The sequence below is a fragment of the Actinomycetospora sp. NBRC 106375 genome (genome assembly GCF_030269665.1).
Lineage (GTDB): Bacteria > Actinomycetota > Actinomycetes > Mycobacteriales > Pseudonocardiaceae > Actinomycetospora.
This window is the reverse complement of record NZ_BSTS01000001.1, coordinates 546,259-567,424: the sequence shown is the minus strand read 5'-3', so window position 1 is coordinate 567,424 and position 21,166 is coordinate 546,259. Positions and strand designations below refer to the sequence as shown.

The 21,166-nt window shown below is 74.4% G+C and carries 21 protein-coding genes; 10 read left to right on the top strand and 11 right to left on the bottom strand.

All coding sequences use genetic code 11. From position 1 onward, the window contains the following. Positions 1-25 precede the first annotated feature (25 nt). The 7 genes from QSK03_RS02760 to QSK03_RS02730 form a co-directional block, all read right to left on the bottom strand. Positions 26-589 (bottom strand): DUF5995 family protein, encoded by a 564-nt coding sequence (locus tag QSK03_RS02760; RefSeq protein WP_285648419.1) that lies wholly within the window; start codon positions 587-589, stop codon positions 26-28. After that, positions 586-3,813, bottom strand: coding sequence for a helix-turn-helix transcriptional regulator (locus QSK03_RS02755; protein ID WP_285648418.1), 3,228 nt, complete (start codon positions 3,811-3,813; stop codon positions 586-588). Before QSK03_RS02755 ends, QSK03_RS02760 begins: the two co-directional genes overlap by 4 nt. Positions 3,814-4,083: 270 nt before the next feature. Beyond that, positions 4,084-5,238, bottom strand: coding sequence for a cobalamin-independent methionine synthase II family protein (locus QSK03_RS02750; RefSeq protein ID WP_285648417.1), 1,155 nt, complete (start codon positions 5,236-5,238; stop codon positions 4,084-4,086). 148 nt (positions 5,239-5,386) lie between these two features. Continuing rightward, a complete protein-coding gene (locus QSK03_RS02745) occupies positions 5,387-6,205 on the bottom strand; it encodes an IclR family transcriptional regulator (protein ID WP_285648416.1) in 819 nt (272 codons plus the stop codon). Positions 6,206-6,209: 4 nt separating this feature from the next. Further along, complete coding sequence (locus tag QSK03_RS02740) at positions 6,210-7,283, bottom strand: histidine phosphatase family protein (RefSeq protein WP_285648415.1); 1,074 nt, start codon at positions 7,281-7,283, stop codon at positions 6,210-6,212. Continuing rightward, positions 7,280-8,218: a catechol 2,3-dioxygenase gene (locus tag QSK03_RS02735; RefSeq protein ID WP_285648414.1), complete on the bottom strand. Its 939-nt coding sequence runs from the start codon at positions 8,216-8,218 to the stop codon at positions 7,280-7,282. Before QSK03_RS02735 ends, QSK03_RS02740 begins: the two co-directional genes overlap by 4 nt. Positions 8,219-8,228: 10 nt before the next feature. Next, on the bottom strand, positions 8,229-9,143 hold the full coding sequence (locus tag QSK03_RS02730; RefSeq protein WP_285648413.1) for a catechol 2,3-dioxygenase: 915 nt from the start codon (positions 9,141-9,143) through the stop codon (positions 8,229-8,231). A gap of 125 nt (positions 9,144-9,268) precedes the next feature. Between QSK03_RS02730 and QSK03_RS02725 the strand changes: the two genes are divergently transcribed. The 7 genes from QSK03_RS02725 (at position 9,269) to QSK03_RS02695 (ending at position 13,850) form a co-directional block, all read left to right on the top strand. Next, positions 9,269-9,958 carry a hypothetical protein gene (locus QSK03_RS02725; RefSeq protein ID WP_285648412.1) on the top strand — a complete coding sequence of 230 codons (690 nt, stop codon included), beginning with the start codon at positions 9,269-9,271 and terminating at the stop codon, positions 9,956-9,958. Then, positions 9,955-10,746 (top strand): IclR family transcriptional regulator, encoded by a 792-nt coding sequence (locus tag QSK03_RS02720; RefSeq protein WP_285648411.1) that lies wholly within the window; start codon positions 9,955-9,957, stop codon positions 10,744-10,746. The genes QSK03_RS02725 and QSK03_RS02720 overlap by 4 nt, the downstream gene beginning before the upstream one ends. Further along, the gene (locus QSK03_RS02715; protein WP_285648410.1) at positions 10,747-11,535 is read left to right on the top strand and encodes a 2-keto-4-pentenoate hydratase; all 789 of its coding nucleotides are present in this window, start codon (positions 10,747-10,749) and stop codon (positions 11,533-11,535) included. After that, the gene (locus QSK03_RS02710; RefSeq protein ID WP_285648409.1) at positions 11,535-12,302 is read left to right on the top strand and encodes a 2-keto-4-pentenoate hydratase; all 768 of its coding nucleotides are present in this window, start codon (positions 11,535-11,537) and stop codon (positions 12,300-12,302) included. Before QSK03_RS02715 ends, QSK03_RS02710 begins: the two co-directional genes overlap by 1 nt. A gap of 28 nt (positions 12,303-12,330) precedes the next feature. Next, complete coding sequence (thmT, locus tag QSK03_RS02705) at positions 12,331-12,561, top strand: 2-hydroxymuconate tautomerase (protein ID WP_285648408.1); 231 nt, start codon at positions 12,331-12,333, stop codon at positions 12,559-12,561. Beyond that, complete coding sequence (locus tag QSK03_RS02700; RefSeq protein ID WP_285648407.1) at positions 12,558-12,899, top strand: Rieske (2Fe-2S) protein; 342 nt, start codon at positions 12,558-12,560, stop codon at positions 12,897-12,899. The genes thmT and QSK03_RS02700 overlap by 4 nt, the downstream gene beginning before the upstream one ends. 102 nt (positions 12,900-13,001) lie before the next feature. After that, positions 13,002-13,850, top strand: coding sequence for a proprotein convertase P-domain-containing protein (locus QSK03_RS02695; protein ID WP_285648406.1), 849 nt, complete (start codon positions 13,002-13,004; stop codon positions 13,848-13,850). A 559-nt stretch (positions 13,851-14,409) separates the two neighbouring features. On the opposite strand, the gene QSK03_RS02690 is transcribed toward QSK03_RS02695, so the two are convergent. Genes QSK03_RS02690 through QSK03_RS02680 form a run of 3 tightly spaced genes read right to left on the bottom strand, consistent with a single transcriptional unit; the run spans position 14,410 to position 17,094 of the window. Then, positions 14,410-14,649 (bottom strand): hypothetical protein, encoded by a 240-nt coding sequence (locus QSK03_RS02690; RefSeq protein ID WP_285648405.1) that lies wholly within the window; start codon positions 14,647-14,649, stop codon positions 14,410-14,412. A gap of 11 nt (positions 14,650-14,660) precedes the next feature. After that, positions 14,661-16,010, bottom strand: a complete 1,350-nt coding sequence (locus QSK03_RS02685) for a Rieske 2Fe-2S domain-containing protein (RefSeq protein ID WP_285648404.1) — start codon at positions 16,008-16,010, stop codon at positions 14,661-14,663. 37 nt (positions 16,011-16,047) lie between these two features. Further along, the gene (locus tag QSK03_RS02680) at positions 16,048-17,094 is read right to left on the bottom strand and encodes a GlxA family transcriptional regulator (protein ID WP_285648403.1); all 1,047 of its coding nucleotides are present in this window, start codon (positions 17,092-17,094) and stop codon (positions 16,048-16,050) included. Positions 17,095-17,166: 72 nt separating this feature from the next. Here QSK03_RS02680 and QSK03_RS02675 point away from each other — a divergent pair, with 72 nt between their 5' ends. Genes QSK03_RS02675 through QSK03_RS02665 form a run of 3 tightly spaced genes read left to right on the top strand, consistent with a single transcriptional unit; the run spans position 17,167 to position 19,885 of the window. Next, entirely contained in the window at positions 17,167-18,477 is a 1,311-nt protein-coding gene (locus QSK03_RS02675; RefSeq protein WP_502872114.1) for an MFS transporter, read from the top strand. A gap of 9 nt (positions 18,478-18,486) precedes the next feature. Beyond that, positions 18,487-19,107, top strand: coding sequence for a carboxymuconolactone decarboxylase family protein (locus QSK03_RS02670; RefSeq protein WP_285648402.1), 621 nt, complete (start codon positions 18,487-18,489; stop codon positions 19,105-19,107). A gap of 10 nt (positions 19,108-19,117) precedes the next feature. After that, on the top strand, positions 19,118-19,885 hold the full coding sequence (locus QSK03_RS02665) for an IclR family transcriptional regulator (RefSeq protein WP_285648401.1): 768 nt from the start codon (positions 19,118-19,120) through the stop codon (positions 19,883-19,885). Between the two features lie 3 nt (positions 19,886-19,888). On the opposite strand, the gene QSK03_RS02660 is transcribed toward QSK03_RS02665, so the two are convergent. Continuing rightward, on the bottom strand, positions 19,889-21,157 hold the full coding sequence (locus QSK03_RS02660) for an MFS transporter (RefSeq protein ID WP_285648400.1): 1,269 nt from the start codon (positions 21,155-21,157) through the stop codon (positions 19,889-19,891). Positions 21,158-21,166 lie beyond the last annotated feature (9 nt).

Below are 21,166 nucleotides of genomic sequence, written 5' to 3'. Positions count from 1 at the left end.
GCGACCCGTCGCCGCCGACGTCGGATCACGGGGCGTCGAACTTCCCGCACAGCGAGTCCATGTTCCGCTCGAAGATCGTGTTGATCGCGCGGTAGTCGTCGTACTGCTCGTCGGTGGTGCCCAGCGGGTCGTCGGGGTGCCGCTCCCAGACGTCGAGCAGGGCGAAGGCGAGGTCGAAGTTGACGTGGGCGTTCACGCCGGTCGCGGCGAAGCGCCACGGCTCGACGCCATCATCCTGGCGCCGGTCGAACAGCAACTGCCAGCACCCCGGCACCGACGCCCCCGGGGTCCCGTGGGCGAGCATGGCGTCCAGGTAGCGCTGGGCGAAGGCGATGTCGAGCTCGATGATGAAGTCGCCGCACCGGAACAGCGACCCGTTCTCGTAGGACGCGAGGACGTCCTCGGTGATCTGCTGGTACAGGCGCGAGAAGCAGGCGACCCCGTCGTCCTCGCCCCGCGGCTGCAGCGTGGCCGCCACCGCGGAGATCCTCGTGAGCCGGTCCACGACGGACGGGACGTCCGTGAGCGCCGGTCGGGCGAGGCCGGTCAGCGACCCGAGGTTGCCGGCGAGGGTGTGGTCGTCGTTCATCGCGGGCCTCTCTCGGCGCTGGTGGGTCGGGCGCGGACGCGCTGCAGGAGGGCCGCGGCCTGGGTGCGCGAGCGGGTGCCGGTCTTCGCGAGCACGCGGGAGACGTGCACGGCGACGGTGCGCTCGCTGATGTAGAGCCGGTGCGCGATCTCGCGGTTGGACAGCCCGTCGGCGAGCACGGCGAGCACCTCGTGCTCCCGCGACGTCAGCGCCGCGAGCTCGGGGGCGCGCCGGGTCGCGGCGCCGGCGTCGGGCGCGGCGCCCGGGCGGTCCGCGGTGGTGACGACGGCGTCGCCGGCGTGCGCGACGTCGAGACGGGCGCGCCGGGCGAGGGCGTCGATCTCGGCGAGGAACGGCCCGGCGCCCATCGCGTGGGCGGTCTCGGCGGCGGCGCGCAGCGCCCGGGCGGCCTCCCCGCGCCGCGCGCCGGTGGCGAGCAGGGCCTCGGCGCGGCGCAGCAGGGCGTAGGCCGCCGGGTAGGGGTTGAGCTGGGCGCTCCACATCTCGGCCACCTGCCCCCAGGCGGCCGGGTCGCTGGCCCCGGCGGCGCGACCCGCCTCGGCCCGGCACATCCGCACGTAGGCCAGGACGGTGCGGCGCAGCGCGGGCACGGTGTGCGGGACCCGGCGCTCGAGGTGCACGACGTGGCGCCCGAGCCGGTCGAGCGTCGCGCGGTCTCCCGCCATCCCGCGCCCCGCGGCCTCGGCCTCCGCACGCAGCCCGTGCCAGACCAGCGGCGCGATGAGGAAGACGTCGTCGGGCGTGTGCTCGGCGACGTCCAGGCCCCGGGCGACGAGACCGCGCGCGAGGTCCGGGCGCCCCCGCCACATCTCGACCCCGGAGCGCAGCGTGAGCAGCGGGACCCGGTAGCGCGAGGCGACGGTGACGCGCCGGGGGGCGCGGTCGCCGTGGTCCCCGGGGTCGTCGTGATCCTCGGGGTCGTCGTCGGGGTCCTCCTCGCCCGTGCCGTCGAGGGCGAGCAGGTCCACCGCCCGGAGGTCCTCGTCGGCCTCGACGAACTCGCCGCGCCCCACCTGGAGCCGGCAGCGGGCCAGCCGCACCTCGAGCGCGTCGGCGCCGGTGGGGGAGAGCGCCCAGGCCTCGTCGACGGCGTCGGAGGCCTCCGCCCAACGCCCGAGCCGGAACAGGCCGTTGGCCGCGGTGGCGAGCAGCCGCACGCCCGCCGAGCGCGACAGCCCGAGGTCGCGCATCCGCGCCACGCCCTGGCGCGCGATCTCGACGCCCTCGTGGATCTCGGCGAGCGGGCCGGAGAGCAGGTCCGCCCAGGCCTGGTAGGCGCGCCCGACCGCCGCGGCGTCCCCGGTGCGCTCGGCGATCATGAGGCCGTCGGCGACCGACGCGAGCCCGGCGTCGGGGTTCTCCAGGTAGGCCTGGGCGAAGCCGAGCGTCGCGAGCATCGGCGCCTGCTCGGCCTGCTCGCCGCCGGCGCGCGAGACCGCGAGCGCCCGCTCGGCCTCCTGCTGCGCGCCGCGCACGTCCCCGGTGATCAGCAGGGCCTCGGCGTGGGCGGCGTGCACCGCGGCCAGCGCCGGGTCGTCCCCGACGCGTCGCCCGGCCCGGCCCGCGTCGTGGAGCACGGCGACGGCGTCGCCGGTGCGCCCGGCGTCGAGCAGCGAGCGCCCGAGCCGCACCACCGCGGGCAGCTCGCCGACCCCGGCGGACGCCGGGTCCGGGACGATCCGGCGCAGCAGGTCGACGGCCGCGTCGTACTCGCCGGCGAGCTGCGCGGTGTCCGCCGCCCTGTTCAGCAGCGTGCCCGACTCCGGATCGCCCGGCGGCAGCGCCCGCACCCGCCGGCCGGGCAGCAGCTTGTCGGACGGCGGCGCGGTGCGGGCCGCGGCGAGCTCGAGGGCGGCCATCCACTGGCGGTGGGCGGTGCCGAACTCGTGCATCTGTTCGGCGAGGGTCGCGGCGTGCACCACGGCCGGCAGCGCGCGCTCCGGGTCGTCGGCGCGGGCCCAGTGGTGGGCCCGACGCAGGGCGACGGCGGGATCGGTGTCGTCGGCCACCGCCCCCACCGCCCCCACCGCCCCGAGGGCGTCGCGGGCCGCCGCCGGGTCCATCGCGGCGTCCAGGGCGAGGGCGTACCGGCGGTGCAGGCGCCGCCGCTCGCCCGGCATGAGGTCGGCGGCGACGACGTCGCGCATCAGGCCGTGGCGCAGGGCGTAGCCCTCGACGTCCGGGTCGACGACCACGACGGCCGCGTCGGCGGCCTCGCGCAGGGCCTCGACCAGCTCGGACTCCTCGGCGCCCACGACCGCGGCGAGCAGGCCGTGGGCCACGGGCTCCTCGCCCAGCGCGATCGCCTGCACGGCCGCCCGCGCCGCCCGTCCCAGCCCCGCGACGCGGCCGAGCACGACGCCGCGCAACCCGGGGGAGAGGCCGTCGTCGGCGCCCTCGGAGACCGCGGCCAGGGTCTCGGCGACGATGAAGGCGTTGCCCGCCGAGCGGTGCCAGACGAGCCCGGCCAGCGCGTCGTCGCCGCCGGCGTCGCGCACGATCCCGGTCACCGCGCGGTGGGGCAGCGGCGCCAGCTCGACCGTGCGCACGGCCCGGTCGCGGGCGAGCTCGGGCAGCATCCGCCGCAGGGGGTGGGTCGCGTCGAGGGCGTCGGAACGGGCGGTGGCGACGACGAGGATCCGCTCGTCGGCCAGGTGCGCCACGAGGGAGACCAGCAGCTCGCGGGTGGTGCGGTCGGCCCAGTGCAGGTCATCGACGACGACGAGGACCGGCGCCGCGGCGGCGACCGCGTGCAGCACCCGGCGGACCAGTTCCAGCAGGTGCCCGGTCGACGGCGGCACCGCGGCCGGACCGGGGTCGAGCAAGGGCGCGAGCCCCTCGCGCCACGGCTCCACGGCGGTGCGCGCGGCGAGCGTGGGCGCCGGGGCGTCGTCGGGGGCGCGCAGCACGCGGCGCAGGCCCGTCGCCACCGGCCACAGCGGAAGCTGCTCGCCGACGTCCACGGCCGCCCCCGACACGACGACCCCGCCGTCGGCCTCCACCCGCTCGGCGAGCCCGCGGACGAGACGGGTCTTGCCGGCGCCGGCGTCACCGGTGACGACGACGGTGAGGGCCCCCGAGGTCCGCGCCCGGTCCCAGCACCGGGCCAGGGCCGCGGCGTCGCCCGCCCGCCAGGGCGCCGGGGCCGCGGGGGCCGCAGCGACGTCCGCTGCGCCGCCCCCCGACGCCTCCTGACCTGGCACGACGAGGACGCTAAGCCGCCCCCGGGCGTCCGTCCAGCGGCGTACGCAGGCGGTCGGCCGGGCTAGTCATTTCTGCTGATGCCCCGGGTCCCGCTGTCGACCAGGCTTCTCCTCCGAGGGCGGGACGACGGTCGTCGGGGGACCGGGAGGGGGTCGCTCCGAGTCCTCGCCCGCCCCGGCCGGCCGGCCGGGCGCGCGACGGGAGGGGGAGGCGGAACGGCACGGCGCCCGGGGGGACGCACAGCCGCCTGCCTCCCCCTTCCCGTTCGCTCAGAACAGGCGCGAGGTCGCGATCTCCGCGCCCTGCGACAGCGCGCGGAACTTCTCCCACACCACCGTGGGGTGCACCTCCGGCGCGTAGCTCGCCCGCGAGGAGAACCCGCAGTCGGCGCCGGCGATGACGTTCTCCCGCCCGACGCACGAGGCGTACCAGCCGATCATGTCGGCGATCAGCTCCGGGTGCTCCACGTAGTTCTGCGCGTGGCCGAGCAGGCCCGGGATGAGCACGGCGCCGTCGGGCAGCGGGAGGTCCTGCCAGATCTTCCACTCGTGCAGGTGGCGGGGGTTGGCGACCTCGAACGAGTACGCCCCGGCGTGGATGCCGAGCATGTACAGGGCGACCTCGCCCATGCCGATGTCGTGGATCCGGGGGCCGTGGTTGAGGCCGTAGCAGGTGTGCAGGCGGATCTTCTCGGTCGGGATGCCCCGCAGGCTGTGGTTGACGATCTCGGCGTGCTCGCGGGCGGTGCGGTCGCGCTCGGCGGGCTCGAGGGTCGGGTCGGAGAGGATCTCGATGAGCCACGGGTCGTCGACCTGCAGCAGGAACCCGGCGTCGACGATGGCGAGGTACTCCTCGCGCAGCGCCTCGCCGACGGCCTCGTAGTACTCGCGGTCGCTCGCGTAGTACTCGTTGCGCCCGAAGCCGCGCGGTGACGTCGACGGCATGAACGTCTCGACGACGCCGGAGACGCCCGCGACGGCCTTGTGCAGGTTGGCGAGGTCGGTCGCGAGCTCCTCCTGGCCGGTGTAGGAGACGGGCCCGACGCAGGCGATGCTCTGCATCGGCGCCACCGTCTTCTGGTACTTGCCGAGATAGCCGTCGTAGTACTCCGGGAAGGCGTCGATCTCGACCTGCCACGACGGCGGGAGCAGCCGCTCGCCGGAGTCGGGGGAGAAGCCGTCGAGCCGGCGCTGGACGTAGGTCGCGAAGCTGACCTTGCCCATCTCGCCGTCGGTGACGACGTCGAGGCCGACCTCGCGCTGGCGGGCGACGACGTCGGCCACGGCGTCGGTCACCTGGCGGGCGAACAGGTCGGCGTCGTACGGCCGTCCGTGCTCCTTCTCCCGCATCGTGTCGAGCAGGGCCTCGGGTCGGGCGAGGCTGCCGACGTGGGTCGTCAGGACGCGGTCGGTGCTGCGCTGCATGGTGACGACGCTAGGAGCGCTCCCGCAGCGCCGTACGCGTGATGTTCCGGCCCGGCGAACGGGTCGGGGCGGCGTGTCGCGCGACCGAGCATGTGGCGATCCTGGCGTCACACGCCAGCAAAGCCGCATCGCTCGAACACCGGCCGGCTCAGCCCCGGGCGCGCTCCAGGTCGGCGGAGACGCGGGCGGCGGCGCGGCGCACGCCCTGGACGACCGCCGGCTTGCGGTGCCCGAGGATGCGGGAGGTCGGCGCGACCACCGAGAGCGCGGCCACCGGGTGGGGCCGCCCGCCGCGCGTGAGCGTGATCGGCGCGGCGATCGACGACCAACCGGGCTCGAACTCCTCGCGCGACGTGGCGTAGCCCTGCTCGCGGGTGGTGGCGAGGACCTGCCGGTAGCGCATCGGGTCGACCACCGTGAACGGCGTGTAGCGCTTGAGGCCCCGCTCGAGGATGGCGGTGATCAGCGCCGGGTCGCCGGCCGCCAGCACCCGGCCCGCGCTCGACGAGTGCGCCGGGTTGCGGCGGTGCTCGCTGCGGAAGCGGACGTTCATGCTCGCGGCCTCGGCGCGCTCGACGTAGAGGACGTCGGTGCCGACGACGACGCCGAGCTGGACGGTCTCGCGCAGCAGCTCGCGCAGCTCGCCCATCGCGGGCAGGGCGACGTCGCGCAGCATGAGCCGGTCGACGGCGAGCTGCCCGTACTCGAACAGCCGCAGCCCCAGGCGGTAGCGGCCGGACCCGGTGCGCTCGAGCAGCCCGCCGGTGGACAGCGCGGCGAGCATCCGGCAGGCGGTGCTCTTGGCGATGCCCAGCCGCGCGGCGACCCGGGTCGCGCCGAGCTCGGCCTCGTCGGCGAAGCAGTCGAGGACGGCGACGGCGGTCGACACCGACCGCAGCGGGGAGTCGTCCTCGCTGCCGGCGGCCGGCGCGTCCAGGTCCAGGGGCGGCAGTGACAACACGGTCATGCGATCAGGCCTCCCACTGCGGGAACTCGTCGGGCGGCGGGACGTTCACCTCGGTGACCCGGTTGCGGTACGAGACGAACGCGGAGCGACCGCCCTCGCGCATCTTGATCCGGATCTCCTCGGTGTTGAGCGGCTCGCCCGGGTCGTAGCCGTGGGCCCAGGTGGCGAAGGCCCGCATCGGCCCGGAGTGCGTCGCGGCGAGGATGCGGCCGTGGCGCAGCGTGCCGTCGGGCTGCTCGTCCTCGGTCATGAGCCGGTGGAACCCGCGCCAGAAGCGGCGCACGCACATCGCCGGCGGCTCGAAGTACATCATCGGGATCGTCAGCCACTCCTGGATCGGGTCCGCCCCGCCCAGCTGCGTGCGGTAGAAGCGGTCGATCTCGACGAGCCAGCGCGGGCGGTCGCCGACGGCGAGGCGCTCGAGGGTCTCGTTGGTGGCCTGGTACTGGCGGAACGCCGAGGTGACGTCGCGCAGCCCGTCCGGCGTCCACACCCCGAAGTTGCGCAGCTCCGGGATGGGCTCCTTCTCGGTGATCTCGGCGTCGATGCCCCACATCGCGAGGCCGTCGGTGACCCCGTTGTAGAGCTGGTCGGCGGTCTGGCGCGCGCGGTTGGTGTCGGCGCAGACCAGGCGGACCCTGTCGCCGTGGTCGAACCGGCGCGCGAGCTCGTGGCCGCGGCGGTGGGCCTGCCAGCCGCCCATCGGCGTCAGGCCGGCGTCGGTGGAGTAGCCCTGGGTGATGCCGTGCCGGATGATCGAGATCTCGCAGACGATCTTCTCGGAGCCGCGGCGCTCGACCGGCGCGGCGATCTCCTTGCCACGGCTGGCCTCGGCCAGGGCCGGCGTGAACGTCTTTCCCTCGTAGGAGACGGTCCCCGTCTCGACCGGCGCGGACCCCCGCTCGCGGAACCGGCGCAGGTAGAGCGGGGTGTCGTCGGGCTCCGGGGGAGCCGCGGGGGCCGTGGTGGCCTCCGGCGCCCTGTTCTCACCGCGGCGCGAGCGGTAGCGCGACAGGTAGTCCGGGGCCTCGTACCGGTCGACGCGGCGGGCGTCGGGGCGGTCCTCCACCCCCGTCACGAGTGCACCGTGAAGAAGCGCTCGTTGACCTGGCGGTGGTAGTAGAAGATGGCGCGCCCCATCTCCTCCTCGGTCCAGGTGATCGGCTCGAAGTCCGGGTCGACCCAGTAGCCGCCGGTGAAGAGCTCGTTGCGGTTGCCGGCCGGGTCGAAGAAGTACGTCGTGTACCCGCGGGTGACGCCGTGGCGCGTGGGGGCCACGTCGATCGTCACGCCGTGGTAGGCGAGCGCGTCGGCGGCCTCGCGGATGCCGTTCCAGTCGTCCATCCAGAACGCGAAGTGGTGCAGCGCCCCGTTCGGTCCCGTGATGACGGCGATGTCGTGCGGGGTGTGGGAGTGCTCGAGGAACGTCGCGAGCTGGTGCCCGTCGTTGGCGAGGATCTGCTCGGTGAGCCGGAACTCGAGCATCTCGGTGAAGAACGCCGTGAACGCCTCGACGTCCTCGGCCATGACGAAGAGGTGGTCCAGGCGCGGCGGCGCGATCCCGATGAGGTCCTGTGGCCGCGGCGGCGGGTTGGTCTTCGGCAGCATGTTGCCGATGCGCTCGGTGCCGTGGGTGAGCTCGACGAGGTGGCCCGACGGGGCCTCGAAGCGGATCGCCTCGCCCCACCCGGGGCCCAGCTCGCGGAGGGCGAAGCGCTTCACCGGGACGCCGGCGGCCTCGAGCTTCTCGGTGAAGTGGTCGAGGTCGGAGCTCTCGTTGAGCTTGAACGACATGTGGTCGAGGCCGTAGGTGGGGGCCTCGCGCAGGATCACCGAGTGGTGCTCGCGCTCGTCCCAGCACTTGAGGAAGACCCGCGGGGCGCCGTCGCGCTCGTCGCGGGCGGTCTCCACGAGGCCCAGGACCTCGGTGTAGTAGGCGGTGGCGAGCTCCAGGTCGGGGACCCGGACCTCGACGTGCTGCAGCCGGATGATCCGGTCGGAGGTGGTGGCCACGATCGGTCCTTTACGTGTGCATCCGCAGGAAGCGCTGGCTGATGACGTTCTCGTAGTAGAAGAGGCCCTTGCCGAAGTTGTCCTCGGTCCAGGTGAGGATCTCGGTGTCGGGGTCGACCCAGTAGCCGCCGGTGAAGACCTCGTTGCGGATGCCGAGCGGGTCGAAGAAGTAGATGGTGTTGCCGCGGGTGACGCCGTGGCGCGTCGGGCCCTGGTCGATCTGCACGCCGTTGTAGGCGAGCGTGTCGGCCGCCTTGCGGATGTGGTCCCAGTCGTCGAGCCAGTACGCCCAGTGGTGCAGGGCGCCGTTCGGGCCGTTGACGATGGCGATGTCGTGCGGGGAGCGGGTGTTGCCCGCGAGCCACACGCCGAGCTGGTGGCCGTTGCCGTCGAGCACCTGCTCGGTGAGGCGCATGCCGAGCACGTCGATGAAGAACGCCGCGGACTCGGCGACCTCCTCGGCGTTGACCAGCATGTGGTCCATGCGCGGCGGGGCGATGCCGGCGAGGTCGGGCGGTGGGACCGGCGACGGGTTGTGCTTGCCCAGCAGGTTGCCGGTCTTCTCGATGTCCCAGACCAGCTCCATGATCTGGCCCGACGGGATCTCGAACCGGATCGACTCGCCCTGGCCGACGGCGCCGCCGCGGCTCACGCGCGTCGTGGGGCAGCCGTACGCCTCGACCTTCTTCTCGAAGTCGTGGAGGTCGTCCTCCTCCTCCACGCGGAAGGTGAAGGAGTCCATCCCGGTGCGCGGGTTGTAGCGCATCCGCAGGGAGTGGTGGTCCTCCTCGTCCCAGCACTTGAGGTAGACGCAGTCGTCGGTGCGCTGCACCTGCCGGAGGCCCATGACCTCCGTGTAGTACGCCGTCGAGAGGTCCAGGTCGGGAGTGCGGACGTCGATGTGGGCCAGGCGGAGGATTCCCATGCGAGATGCCCTTCCGGGGGCGGGCCGGCTTCCTTGACGCCGCGACGCTAACCGCCCTAGCGTTCCGGAAGGAAGACAGCATGTTCCGATATGCGGAATGACGACCCTTGACGGAGGAGGCCGGGGTGCCGGACCCGATGGCGATGCGCACGGCCGTCGCCGGCTACGTCGAGGGCATCCACCGCGCCTACCTCACCCAGGCCGCGACGTTCCCGCCGGCGATCCAGGGGCGCCTGCCGCTGCTGGCGGGCGGCCGGCTGACGGTCGCGGCGGTCGGCGCGCGCAACCTGCACATCCTCGCCACCACCGAGGGCCTCGGGCCGACGCGCGGCCAGGAGGTCGAGCTGCCGGGGTCGGTCGAGGGGCTCGAGTGGGTCGTCCGGTTCTACGACCCCGTCGTGGTGCCGGCGCTCGGGCTCATCGACGAGTCCGAGGGGCCCGCGTCGGAGAAGGTGCGCGGCGCGCTGGGGATCTCGACGGTCGTCTACCACGTCGTCACCCAGCCCGGTTCCGGTCTCTCGCCGCACCACGCGGGGCACGTCGGCTCCGGCCTGGCGAGCGCCCACTCCGCCGCGGCCCGCGACTTCGAGCGCCTGCGCGACCGGGCGCGCGGCCGCGAGGCGCTGGTCGACGAGATGGAGGGGGCCGCGGTCGCCGGGCTCCCGCGGGCCCAGGTGCTGCTCGCCCGCGCGATCCGTCCGTACGACACCGCCGTCGGCGCGGCCGTCGACGCCGCGATGGCGCCCGGCGCGACGCCGGACCCGGACGCGGTCCGCAAGGTGCTGCTGGCGGCGTTCACCGAGGAGCCGGCGTGACCGACGCGCCGCTGCAGACGGTCACCAACGCCGCGCGGCTGCTCAAGGCGTTCCTCACGCGCGAGGAGTCCCTCGGCGTCTCGGAGCTGTCCCGTCGCCTCGGGCTCGGCAAGAGCGCCGTGCACCGGCTGCTCGCCACGCTCGCCGCCGAGGGGTTCGTCGAGCAGGACCCCCGCACGGGCGGCTACCGCCTCGGGCTCGTCGTCTTCGAGCTCGGCGAGGCCGTGCGCGTGCACATGGATCTGCACGCCGCGGCCGGCTCCGTGCTCGCCCACCTGCGGGAGGAGACCGGCGAGTCCGCGCAGGTCGGGATGCTCGACGGCCACGACGTCGTCTACGTCGACCGCCTCGAGTCGAGCCACGCGCTGCGGCTGTTCACCGAGACCGGCCGGCGCGTGCCGGTGCACTGCACCAGTTCGGGGAAGGTGCTGCTGGCCTTCGCGCCCGAGCACGTCCGGGAGCGCTACCTCGCGACGGCCGCCCTGGCGCGACACACGCCGCACACGCTGGCCGACGCCGACGAGCTGCGCCGGGCCCTGGTCACCGTCCGCGCCCGCGGCTGGGCCGACGCCGTCGACGAGCGCGAGATCGGCGTCGCGTCGCTCGCGGCCCCGATCCGCGACGCGCGCGGCACCGTCGTCGCGGCCATCGGGATCGGCGCGCCGGTGAGCCGGTTCCGCGCCATGCCCCGCAAGCGCCTGGCCCGCACGGTCGTCGAGGCGGGCGAGGCCGTCTCCCGCCGGCTCGGGTGGTCCGAAGAAGCACCGTTGCTCGAGAAGGAGAGCTGAGTGGCCGTCACCGACGCCGCCGCGAAGGCCCGCGCGCTCTACGAGGCGCGCCGCACCCGCGTGCCGATCGCGCCGTTCACCGACAGCGAGCCCGGTCTCGATATGGCCGACGGCTACGCGATCCAGCAGGAGCTCGTGCCGCTGCTGCTCGCCGACGGCGACCGCGTCGTCGGGCACAAGGTCGGCGTCACGTCGGCGGCGATGCAGAAGATGATCGGGATCGACACCCCCGACTACGGCCCGGTGCTCTCGTCGACGGTCTACCGCGACGGCGACGCGATCCCGCTCGACCGCTTCATCCAGCCCAAGGTCGAGGCCGAGATCGTCTTCGTCCTCGGGCAGCGGCTGCAGGGGCCGGGGATCGGGCCGACCGACGTGGCGCCCGCGGTGGCCGGTGTGGCCGCGGCGATGGAGATCGTCGACTCCCGCATCGCCGACTGGCGCATCAAGCTCGCCGACACCGTCGCCGACCTCGCCTCCAACGGCGCGGTCGCGGTGTCGTCGCACCTCGTGCCGCTGACCGGCCTCGACACCCGGCTGATCGGGATGACGTTCACCCGCAACGGCGAGCTCGTCGACACCGGCGCAGGCGCGGCCGCCCTCGGCGACCCGCTGGCCGTCGTGGCGTGGCTGGCCAACGTGCTCGGCGAGGCCGGGGTCGCGCTCGAGCCCGGCCACATGATCATGACCGGCGCGCTGCACGCCGCCGTGCCGCTGGCCGCGGGCGACGTGTTCCGCGCCGAGTTCGACCGGCTGGGTCCGGTGACGATCCGGGTGAAGGAGTCCTGATGGCTTCCGTCGACGTGCACGACCTGGCCGACCGGCTGACCAAGGCGGTCACCGAGCGCACCGCGATCGCGCCGCTCACCGACGACGTCAGCGACCTCGACCTCGAGACCGGGTACGCCGTCCAGCGCGTGCTGCGCGACCGGGCGGGCTCGCGGGTGGGCTGGAAGCTCGGCGTGACCTCGCGGGCCAAGCAGGCCCAGGTCGGCGTGTCCGACCCGGTGTGCGGGTTCCTGCCGGGCACCGGGGCCCTGGACCTCGGTGAGCCGCTGCGGACCGGCGAGCTGATCCAGCCGCGCGCCGAGCCGGAGATCGTGTTCCAGATGGGGCGCGACCTCGCCGGCGAGCACGTCACCGCCGCGGACGTGCTCGGCGCGACCGCGGGGCTCGCGGTCGGCATCGAGATCCTCGACTCCCGCTTCCGCGACTACCGCTTCACGATGGCCGACGTCGTCGCCGACAACACCTCGGCCGCTCGCTTCGTCGTCGGTACGCCGGTCCCGGCCGCCGGGATCGACGTGCGCCTGGTGGGCGTGCTGCTGGAGAAGAACGGCGAGCTGGTGGCCACGGCCTCGGGCGCCGCGTCGCTCGGGCACCCCGCCGCGGCCGTCGCCTGGCTGGTGCGCCGGCTCGCCGCGTCCGGCGAGGGCCTGGTGGCCGGCGACGTGATCCTCTCCGGCGGCCTCACCGCCGCCACCCCCGTCGCCCCCGGCGACGTCGTCACCGTGACCATCGACCGCCTCGGGACGGTGGAGCTCGCCTGTACGTGAGCAGTTGCGTGCCCTATAGGGGCCTCAAGTGCTCACATGGACTCGGAGGTTCGGGATGCCGCTCGTGCAGATCACCCTCGCCCGGGGACGGACCCCCGAGCAGCTCGCCGCGCTCGGGGAGGAGGTCACCGCCGCGGTGACGAAGGCCGTCGGCGCGCCGGCGGAGAACGTGCGCGTCGTCGTCACCGAGTGCGAGCCGGAGCACTGGTTCGTCGGCGGGGAGTCGCTGGCGGCCCTGCGGGCGTCCGGGAAGCGGTGACCCTCGTCCGCGTCGAGGGGCCGGGCGTCGTCACGAGCGACGACGGCCGGCGCTTCGTCGTGCTCGCCGTGCCCGACGGACTCCGGGTCGTCGACGCCGTGTGCCCCCACAACCGCGGGCCCCTGGAGCAGGGCTGGGTCCGCGAGGGACGCACGCTGGTCTGTCCGTGGCACTGGTACCGCTTCGACCTCGACACGGGGGAGTGCGCCACGTCCCCGCAGCACGTCCTCGGGGTCCACCCGGTCCGCGAGATCGACGGCGTGACCTACGCCGACGTCGGCGACCCGCCGCGCCCGATGTCGTGGTCGGAGCGGCTGCGGGCCCACGCCCGGGAGTGACCCGTCCGGTTCGTCCGGTCCTCCGCGGATGCGTCGAATCCACCCGAACCGATCTTGTGAGGGAGAGCCTCGCGGTACCGGGCGAGAGGTATGTTCCCGCCCGTGTCCTCCCCCTTCGGCGGTTCCGGCTCGGGTGACCCGAACCGCCAAGAGTCGTTCGGGTCCCAGCCCACGCAGTACGGGCCACAGGCCGATCCGTCGGCGGGCGGGTACAACCCCTACGGCCAGCAGCAGGGCTCCGGGCCGCAGCCGTACTACGGGGATCCCTCGCAACAGGGCTACGGCCAGCAGGGCTACGGCCAGCAGCAGGGGTACGGCACCCAGCCCTACGCGAACCCGTACGGCCAGCAGCAGCCCTACGGCACCCAGCCCTACGCGAACCCGTACGCCCAGCAGGGCTACGGGCAGCCCTACGGCCAGCAGCCGTACGGGGCGCCCTACGGCCAGCCCGGATACGGCTACGGCCAGCAGCCGCCGAAGAAGAACAAGGCGCTGCCCTGGATCCTCGGCGGGGTCGGCCTGCTCCTCGTCATCGTGGTGGTCGTCGTCCTCATCGTCACCCTCGGCGCCAGCGGCCCGCTGACCGGCGCGTCGGCGCGCTCGCAGCCGATCCCGGACAACAGCCCCGCCGGCGTCACCGACGTCATCAACCTCGACGGCCGCGGCTCGGTCTCGGCCCTCCAGGTCCAGGTGACGATCACGCACCCCTACACCTGCGATCTCGTCGTCACCCTGCGCTCGCCCGCGGGCGCCACCGCGACGCTCGCCGACAGCAACGCCTGCGACCGCGCCCGCCCGGGCCTCGCGCTCAACCTCGACAGCCGCCAGGGCGGCCCGCTCTCGCCGCTGGTCGGGCAGCCGGCGGGCGGACCGTGGACGCTGCAGGTCGTCGACAGCGTCGCCATCGACCGCGGCACCCTCGACAGCTGGAACATCACGGTCGACCGGTAGGGGTGCGTCCGGTCCGGGTGATCAGGCGCGCCGCGGCGTCGACGGCCGGAGATCCGAACGTGGTGAGCGGGCGTTCCGGTGAGCGGAGCGATCGCTCACCAGCTCCGGATCTTGCCGCTCGCGGCGTGTCGCGCCGGCGAGGGTGTGGCGATCCTGGCGTCACACGCCAGGAAAGCCGCATCGCTCGCACGCGGAACGCACGATTCCCTGGCGAGCGGCACGTCTCGCAGGCCCGTGAGCCCGGCGATCATGCGCGAGGTGCCTCTCGCGGACGGCTTCGCGCGTCGGCGACCGGGCGCGACGCGAGTGGCGCCCGCGGCAGTCCGGGGCACCGATCCCGCCCACCGCGCCCTCGCGCGGCGTCGACGGCCGGAGATCTGAACGTGGTGAGCGGGCGTTCCGGTGAGCGGAGCGATCCCTCACCAACTGCGGATCTTGCCGCTGACGGCGTGTCGCGCCGGCGAGGATGTGGCGTTCCTGGCGTGACACGCCAGGAAAGCCGCATCGCTCGCAGGCGGAGCGTGCGGTTCTCGCAAGCGCAGCGCGCGTCGGGGACCGCTCAGTGCTCCGGCTCGTGCCCCACGGCCGTGTCACCGGTGGTGGTGACCTCGCCGGTCCAGTCGCAGGCGCTGCACCAGCAGTAGAACCGGCGGGCGTCGCCCTCCCAGAACTCGTTGGCGAGGCCGAGGTCGCGGGCGCACGCCGGGCAGAAGCGCGGGGCGTCGCGGCGGTGGGCCTCGACGTCGGCGGCGAACCGCCGGTCGATGCGCGCACCGGGCGAGCCGTCGGGAGCCGTCACCTCCGACATCCTCACCGCGGGATCAGCCCCGAGTCCACCTGGGCGGAGGTGTCGGGAGCGAGGGTGGCGGTGCCGATGCCGCCCTCGGGGGTGAACGACGGCCGCCCCGCCTCTTTGTCCGCCTCGACGCGCGCGGCGGCGTCGAGGTGCACCGTCTTGATCGCCTCGAGGTCCGGGGAGTAGCGCGTCGATCCCATGTTGCAGAAGTCGATCGCGAACTCGGCGCCGCCGGCGTGGAACTTGTCCTTCTCGCAGGGCAGGTCGATGCGCTCGTGGGGCTCGCGGACGACGCCCAGCGGGTCCTCGCCCTTGGCGACGGCCTGCATCGACTGGCGGAACATCTTGCGCAGCAGCGAGACCCCGATGTCGGACCGGCCGAGGTGCTCGGTGGTGCGGTCGGTGATCGGGCCCTGCGTCACCCAGGCCATGATGTCCTGGCCCTCGACGTAGTTGACGACGTGGTTCCCGCGGTCGTCGAACACCGGGATCTCGTAGTCCGGGACCCGCTCCTGCGCCACCGGCTCGTAGCCCTCCGGGGCGTGCACCGTGTAGAGCATGAACCGCGTCGTCGTGCGGTTGATCGGCACGCGGATCTGCATCTGGTGGATGCCGCCGCCGCCGACGCGCATGTTGTAGGGGAAGACGAGCGGGTGCCCGACCTTCCAGTCGTCGTTGTCCTCGCTCGCCCCGGCGAGCACGCGGCGCTTGATGATGCCCCACTCGAACGCGTCGAAGCCGATGCGCTGGTGCTTCTTGCCGAACGACGCCGGGGCCTCGAAGCCCTCGTGGCGTCCGATGAACTCGAAGTAGCGACCGTGGAGGTGCTCGACGTGGTGCGGGTCGACCGCGTTCTCCATGATCTGCACGTAGTTGCACGGCAGGTCGGCCCAGCCGATGTCGCGGTAGCCGTCCATCACGTAGACGTCGAAGCGGGGCAGCAGCGGCGCCGGGCCCGGCCCGACGTAGGCCCAGATCAGCCCGCCGAGCTCCTCGACCGTGCCGGCGGTGGCGCGCACGCGCTCCTGGAAGTTCGTGTTCTCCTTCTCCGCGGGCTGGTCGGTGCACGCGCCGTCGGTGTCGAACTTCCAGCCGTGGTACGGGCAGCGCAGGCCGTCGCCCTCGACCACGCCGTAGGCCATCGAGGCCTTCCGGTGCGGGCAGGGCTCGGGGATGATCCCGAGCTTCCCGGAGGGCGTGCGCCAGAGCGCGAAGAACTCGCCGAGCAGCTCGACGCGCTTGACCGGGAACTCCTCGAGCTCGCGGGTGAACGCGACCGGGTACCAGTAGCGGCGCAGGACCTCGCCCATCGGCGTGCCGGCCTCGACGGCGGTGAGTTCCTCGTTCTGCTCGGCGGTCAGCACGGTGGCCCCTCCCGGTGGTGTGGCGGTGACCACGACGCTAGGGAGCCGCGCCGCCCCGGAGAAGAGCGCCGTCCCTCTCCGCGGGATGGTGCGCACCCCGGAACCGGCGGCGGTAGGCGAGCGGGGAGAGCCCGACCTCCTCGGCGAGGTGCGCCCGCAGCGACGCCGCGGTGCCGAGCCCCGCGGCCGCGGCGACGCGGTCGACGGGCAGGTCGCTGCCCTCGAGCAGGTGCCGCGCGCGGGCGACGCGCTGGGCGACGAGCCACGCGTGCGGCGACGTGCCGGTCTCCGCGCGGAACCGACGGGTGAAGGTGCGGACGCTCATCGCCGCGCGTGCCGCGAGGGCGGCGGCGTCGAGGTCGGCGTCGAGGTGCTCGACGGCCCACGCCCGCACCGCCCCGGTGGCGCCGGCGCCCTCCTCCGGCAGCGGGCGGTCGATGAACTGGGCCTGCCCGCCGTCGCGCCACGGCGCCACGACGAGGTGGCGCGCGACGGCGTTCGCGACGTCGGCGCCGTGGTCGCGGCGCAGGACGTGCAGGCACAGGTCCAGGCCGGCGGCCAGGCCCGCGGAGGTGGCGACGTCGCCGTCGTCGACGAAGAGCACCGTCTCGTCGACCTCGAGCTCGGGGTGCAGCGCGCGGAGCTCGCCGGCGCGCGCCCAGTGCGTGGCCACCCGGTGGCCGGCCAGGCGCCCGGCCGCGGCGAGCACGAAGGCGCCGGTGCAGATCGACATCCAGCGGGCGTGGCCGGGCACGCGGTCGAGGGCGGCGAGCACGTCGGGCGGGAGCACGCCGTCGCGGCGCGCCGGGACGAAGTGCGTGCCGGGCACGATCACCGTGTCGGCCGCGGCGAGAGCCTCGGGCCCGTGCTCGAGCAGGAGCGAGAAGCCCGCCGTCGTCGCCACCCGGTCGGCGAGCCCGCACACCCGCACGTCGTAGAGCGGGCCGTCGGGACCCTCCGCGGTGCCGAAGACCTGCGGGGGGATCTGCAGGTCGAAGCCGACGACCTCCGGCAGGGCCAGGACGGCGACGACGTGACGGCGGGACGCGGAGCCTGCCGGAGCCGCACCATCGAGCTCGTTCATGGCCGGATTCTTGCACGACATGGCGTTCGGGCCACTGGTTCGTCGACGAGAGATCGCGCAGGCTGACCCCTCGTGACCGAGACGCGCCCCGACACCTCCGCGGACGCACCGCCGAGAACTCGCCCGTCCGCCTGGCCCTGGGCCGTCGCGGCGACCGCCTTCGTGACCCTCCTGGGCGCCTCGGGCTTCCGGTCGGCGCCCGGGGTGTTCGTCGAGCCGCTCCACACGGAGTTCGGCTGGTCGACCGCGACGATCTCGTCGGCGGTGTCGCTGAACCTGCTGCTCTACGGCGTCGTGTCGCCCTTCGCCGCCGCGCTCATGGAGCGGTTCGGGATGCGGCGGGTCGTGAGCGTCGCCCTGCTGCTGGTCGCCGCGGGCAGCGGGCTGACGGTGTTCATGACCTCGGCCTGGCAGCTGGTCCTGCTCTGGGGCGTGCTCGTGGGGGTCGGCACCGGGTCGATGGCGCTGGCGTTCGTCGCCACCGTGACCGGGCGCTGGTTCGTGGCTCGCCGAGGCCTCGTGTCGGGGGTGCTGACCGCCGCGCAGGCCGCCGGCGGGCTGGTCTTCCTCCCGCTCATGGCGTCGCTCGCGGGGTCGGTGGGCTGGCGGGTGGCGTCGCTCGTGGTCGCCGGCGGGGCGCTGGTGGTCGTGCCGCTGGTGGTCTTCGTGCTGCGCGACCGGCCGTCCGACGTCGGCACGGTCGCCCACGGCGCGGACCCGGCCGACGCGCCCGCGGAGGAGGTCGTGACGGGCGGCGCGGCCCGCCGCAGCCTCACCGTGCTGCGCGACGCCGCCCGCACCGGCACGTTCTGGCTGCTCGCCGGCGGGTTCGCGATCTGCGGGGCGACGACGGTCGGGCTGCTCAACACCCACTTCGTGCCCGCCGCCCACGAGCACGGCATGCCGGCGACGACCGCGGCCGGGCTGCTCGCCGTCGTCGGGGTGTTCGACGTGATCGGCACGATCGCGTCGGGCTGGTTCACCGACCGCGTCGACCCGCGCAAGCTGCTCGCCGTCTACTACGTGCTGCGCGGCGGGTCCCTGCTGGTGCTGCCGTTCCTGCTCGCGCCGACCGCGGCGCCCCCGCTGTGGGCGTTCATCGTGTTCTACGGCCTGGACTGGGTGGCCACGGTCCCGCCGACCGTCGCGCTGTGCCGGGAGCGCTTCGGCGCCCGCGCCCCGATCGTCTTCGGCTGGGTGTTCGCCGCGCACCAGGTCGGTTCGGCGATCGCCGCGATCGGGGCCGGGCTGATCCGCGATCTCTCCGGCTCCTACGACGGCGCCTGGTGGAGCGCCGGCGCGCTCTGCGTCCTCGCGGCCGGGCTCTCCCTGGCCGTGCCGCGCATGATCGTCCGGCCTGCCCCGGCGCCTGCCGCGGGCTAACGTCCGGGCATGACGACCCCTCTGTACCCGCGCGCCGACGACCGCGACTGGGGCGGGCGGCTCCCGCGGGCCGAGTCGATCGACCTCGACGAGGACCAGCGTGCCGCGCGCCAGGAGCTCCTCGAACGCTCGGGCCGCTGGGCCGAGCGCTCGGGATTCGCGCCGACCGACGACCAGGGCGGGCTCATCGGCCCGTTCAACGCCTTCACGCTGCGGCCGGGTCCCGGGCGGGCGTTCGGCCGCTGGGTGGGGGTCGACCAGCGGGACTCCCTGCTGCCGGCGACGATCCGCGAGGTCGTGATCCTCACGGTCGGCGTGGCGTGGCAGGCGGAGTACGAGGTCTACGCGCACGTGGCGGTCGCCCGCTCCGTCGGGCTGTCCGAGACCGTGATCGACGGTCTGCGGAACGGCACCACCGACGGCTTCGCGCCCGACGAGCTCACGGCGCACCGCTTCGCCGACGAGCTCGTCCGCGACCACCGGGTGACCCGGTCGACCTACGACGGCGCGATCGAGGCCTTCGGGCGCGACGGCGTCCTGGACCTGGTCCACCTCGTCGGCATGTACCTCGCGACCTCGGCCCTGCTCAACGCGTTCGAGGTCCCGGCGCCGCCGATCCCGGCCCCCTAGTCTGTCCCGCATGGCGGGACGTCCGAGCTGGGAGCTGGGCTCGGTCCGCAACGCCGCGCGGCTGCTCAAGGAGTTCTCGTTCACCGACCGCGAGCTCGGGGTCGCCGAGCTGGCCCGGCGGCTGGGGCTCGGCACGAGCACGGTGCACCGGATGCTCGCGACGCTGGCCGACGAGCGCCTCCTCGAGCGCGGGCCGTCGGGGACCTACCGGCTCGGGCTCGCGGTCCACGAGCTCGGCGCGAGCGTCGCGCCCCACGTCGGGCTGCACGAGGCCGCGATGCCGGCGATGGCGGGCCTGCGCCACGTCACCGGCGAGACCGTGCAGCTCGCGGTGCTCGACGGGATGCACTCGGTGTACGTCGAGCGCCTGGAGAGCCCGCACACCGTCCGGATCTTCTCGCGGGTCGGGACGCGCCTGCCCGCGACGACGACGAGCACGGGCAAGGTGCTGCTCGCCGCCCTGCCCGCCGACGAGCTCGACGCACGCCTCGTCGCCTGGACCCCCGAGCGCCCGACGCCGCACTCGATCACCGACGAGGCGACGCTGCGCCGGCGCCTGCGGGAGATCGCCGAGCGGGGGTGGGCCGACAACCGCGAGGAGAGCCGGCTGGGCGTGGTCTCGGTGGGCGCCGCGGTGCACGACGAGCACGGGGCGGCGATCGCGGCGCTCAGCGTGGCCGCCCCCGTCGCCCGCACCGGGGGCACCACACTGCGGCGGCACGTGGCGCAGGTGGTCGAGGCGGCGGGCGTGATCGAGCGCCGCCTGACCGGCTGGTGAGGGTCAGGCGGCCGCCGGGCTCGGCTCCCGCTGCAGGAGCAGGCTGACGAACGCGACGAGCGCGAGCAGGGCGACGATGCCCGCGAAGACGACCCCGGCGGTCACCAGCCCGACCGCCGCGGACGCGACGCCCTCGCCGATCACCGGGATCGAGATCCCGACGTAGAGGACGAGGAAGAAGCTCGACGCCACCTCGCTGCGCCGCGCGGGCGGGCTGCCGGCGCTCACCGCGGCGAGCCCGGCGCGGAAGCTCATGCCCTGACCGACCCCGGCGACCGCGGCGCCGGAGACGAGCACGGGCAGCGACGCGACGCCGATCGCGGTCCCGACGAGCCCCATCCCGACCACCAGCGCCGCGCAGCCGACGAGGAGCGCGGGCCGCTCGCCCAGGCCGGACGACCCGATCTGCCCGAGCGTCGACGCGCCGAGCAGCGTGAACACCACGAGGCCGTTGACCAGGTGGTCCTGCTCGTGCAGGACCTGGGTGAGGAAGGCGGGGGAGACCGCGGTGAAGAGGCCGAGCACGGCGAAGCCCGCGAAGCCGGCGATCGCCGCGCGGACGAACACCCCGCGCACCTCCGGGGGGACCGAGACCTTCTGCGGGCGCCAGGAGACCGGACCGCCGGGCGTCTCGACGGGCTCGACCACGCACCAGAGCGCCGCGCCGACGACGAGCACCAGCACGATGTGCACGAGGTAGGGCAGGACCAGCGGCGCCGGCGCGTACTCGGCGAGGGCGCCCGCGACCACCGGGCCGAGCCCCAGCCCGAGCATGTTCACCGCGGCCGCGAGCAGGCTGTAGGCCTTCTGGCGACCCTCCGGGGCGAAGTCCACGATCGCCGCCGTCGCCGTGCCCGTGAAGATGCCGGCGGACAGGCCGGAGAGCACCCGCCCGGCGAACAGGGTCCCGAGGTCGTCCGGGATGAGGAAGACCGCGCTCGAGACCGCCGCGAGCACGAACCCCGGCAGCAGCACCGCACGGCGCCCGACCTGGTCGGAGAGACGGCCGAACAGGAGCAGCGCCGCGGTGACGCCGACCGCGTAGGCCGCGAAGATCAGCGTGACCATCACGCCGCCGAAGCCCTGTTCCCGCTCGTAGATCGGGTAGAGCGGCGTCGGCAGCGTCGCGCCGAGCATGGTGACGAGGAAGGCGAGGGCGACCACGACGGCCGCGGTCGGTCCGCGCAGGCCGCGCACCGTGGGGGCGTCCGAGGTCGACGAGCTGATGGTGGTCCTCCGTCCGGTCGCGCGCGGTGCGCCGACGGACGGCATTCCCCGGCC

Coding starts and splice junctions, on each gene's coding strand:
- QSK03_RS02760 (WP_285648419.1), bottom strand. CDS start 589: ATGAACGACGACCACACCCTCGCCGGCAACCTCGGGTCGCTGACCGGC.
- QSK03_RS02750 (WP_285648417.1), bottom strand. CDS start 5,238: ATGCAGCGCAGCACCGACCGCGTCCTGACGACCCACGTCGGCAGCCTC.
- QSK03_RS02745 (WP_285648416.1), bottom strand. CDS start 6,205: ATGACCGTGTTGTCACTGCCGCCCCTGGACCTGGACGCGCCGGCCGCC.
- QSK03_RS02730 (WP_285648413.1), bottom strand. CDS start 9,143: ATGGGAATCCTCCGCCTGGCCCACATCGACGTCCGCACTCCCGACCTG.
- QSK03_RS02710 (WP_285648409.1), top strand. CDS start 11,535: ATGGCTTCCGTCGACGTGCACGACCTGGCCGACCGGCTGACCAAGGCG.
- QSK03_RS02680 (WP_285648403.1), bottom strand. CDS start 17,094: ATGAACGAGCTCGATGGTGCGGCTCCGGCAGGCTCCGCGTCCCGCCGT.
- QSK03_RS02670 (WP_285648402.1), top strand. CDS start 18,487: ATGACGACCCCTCTGTACCCGCGCGCCGACGACCGCGACTGGGGCGGG.
- QSK03_RS02665 (WP_285648401.1), top strand. CDS start 19,118: ATGGCGGGACGTCCGAGCTGGGAGCTGGGCTCGGTCCGCAACGCCGCG.
- QSK03_RS02660 (WP_285648400.1), bottom strand. CDS start 21,157: ATGCCGTCCGTCGGCGCACCGCGCGCGACCGGACGGAGGACCACCATC.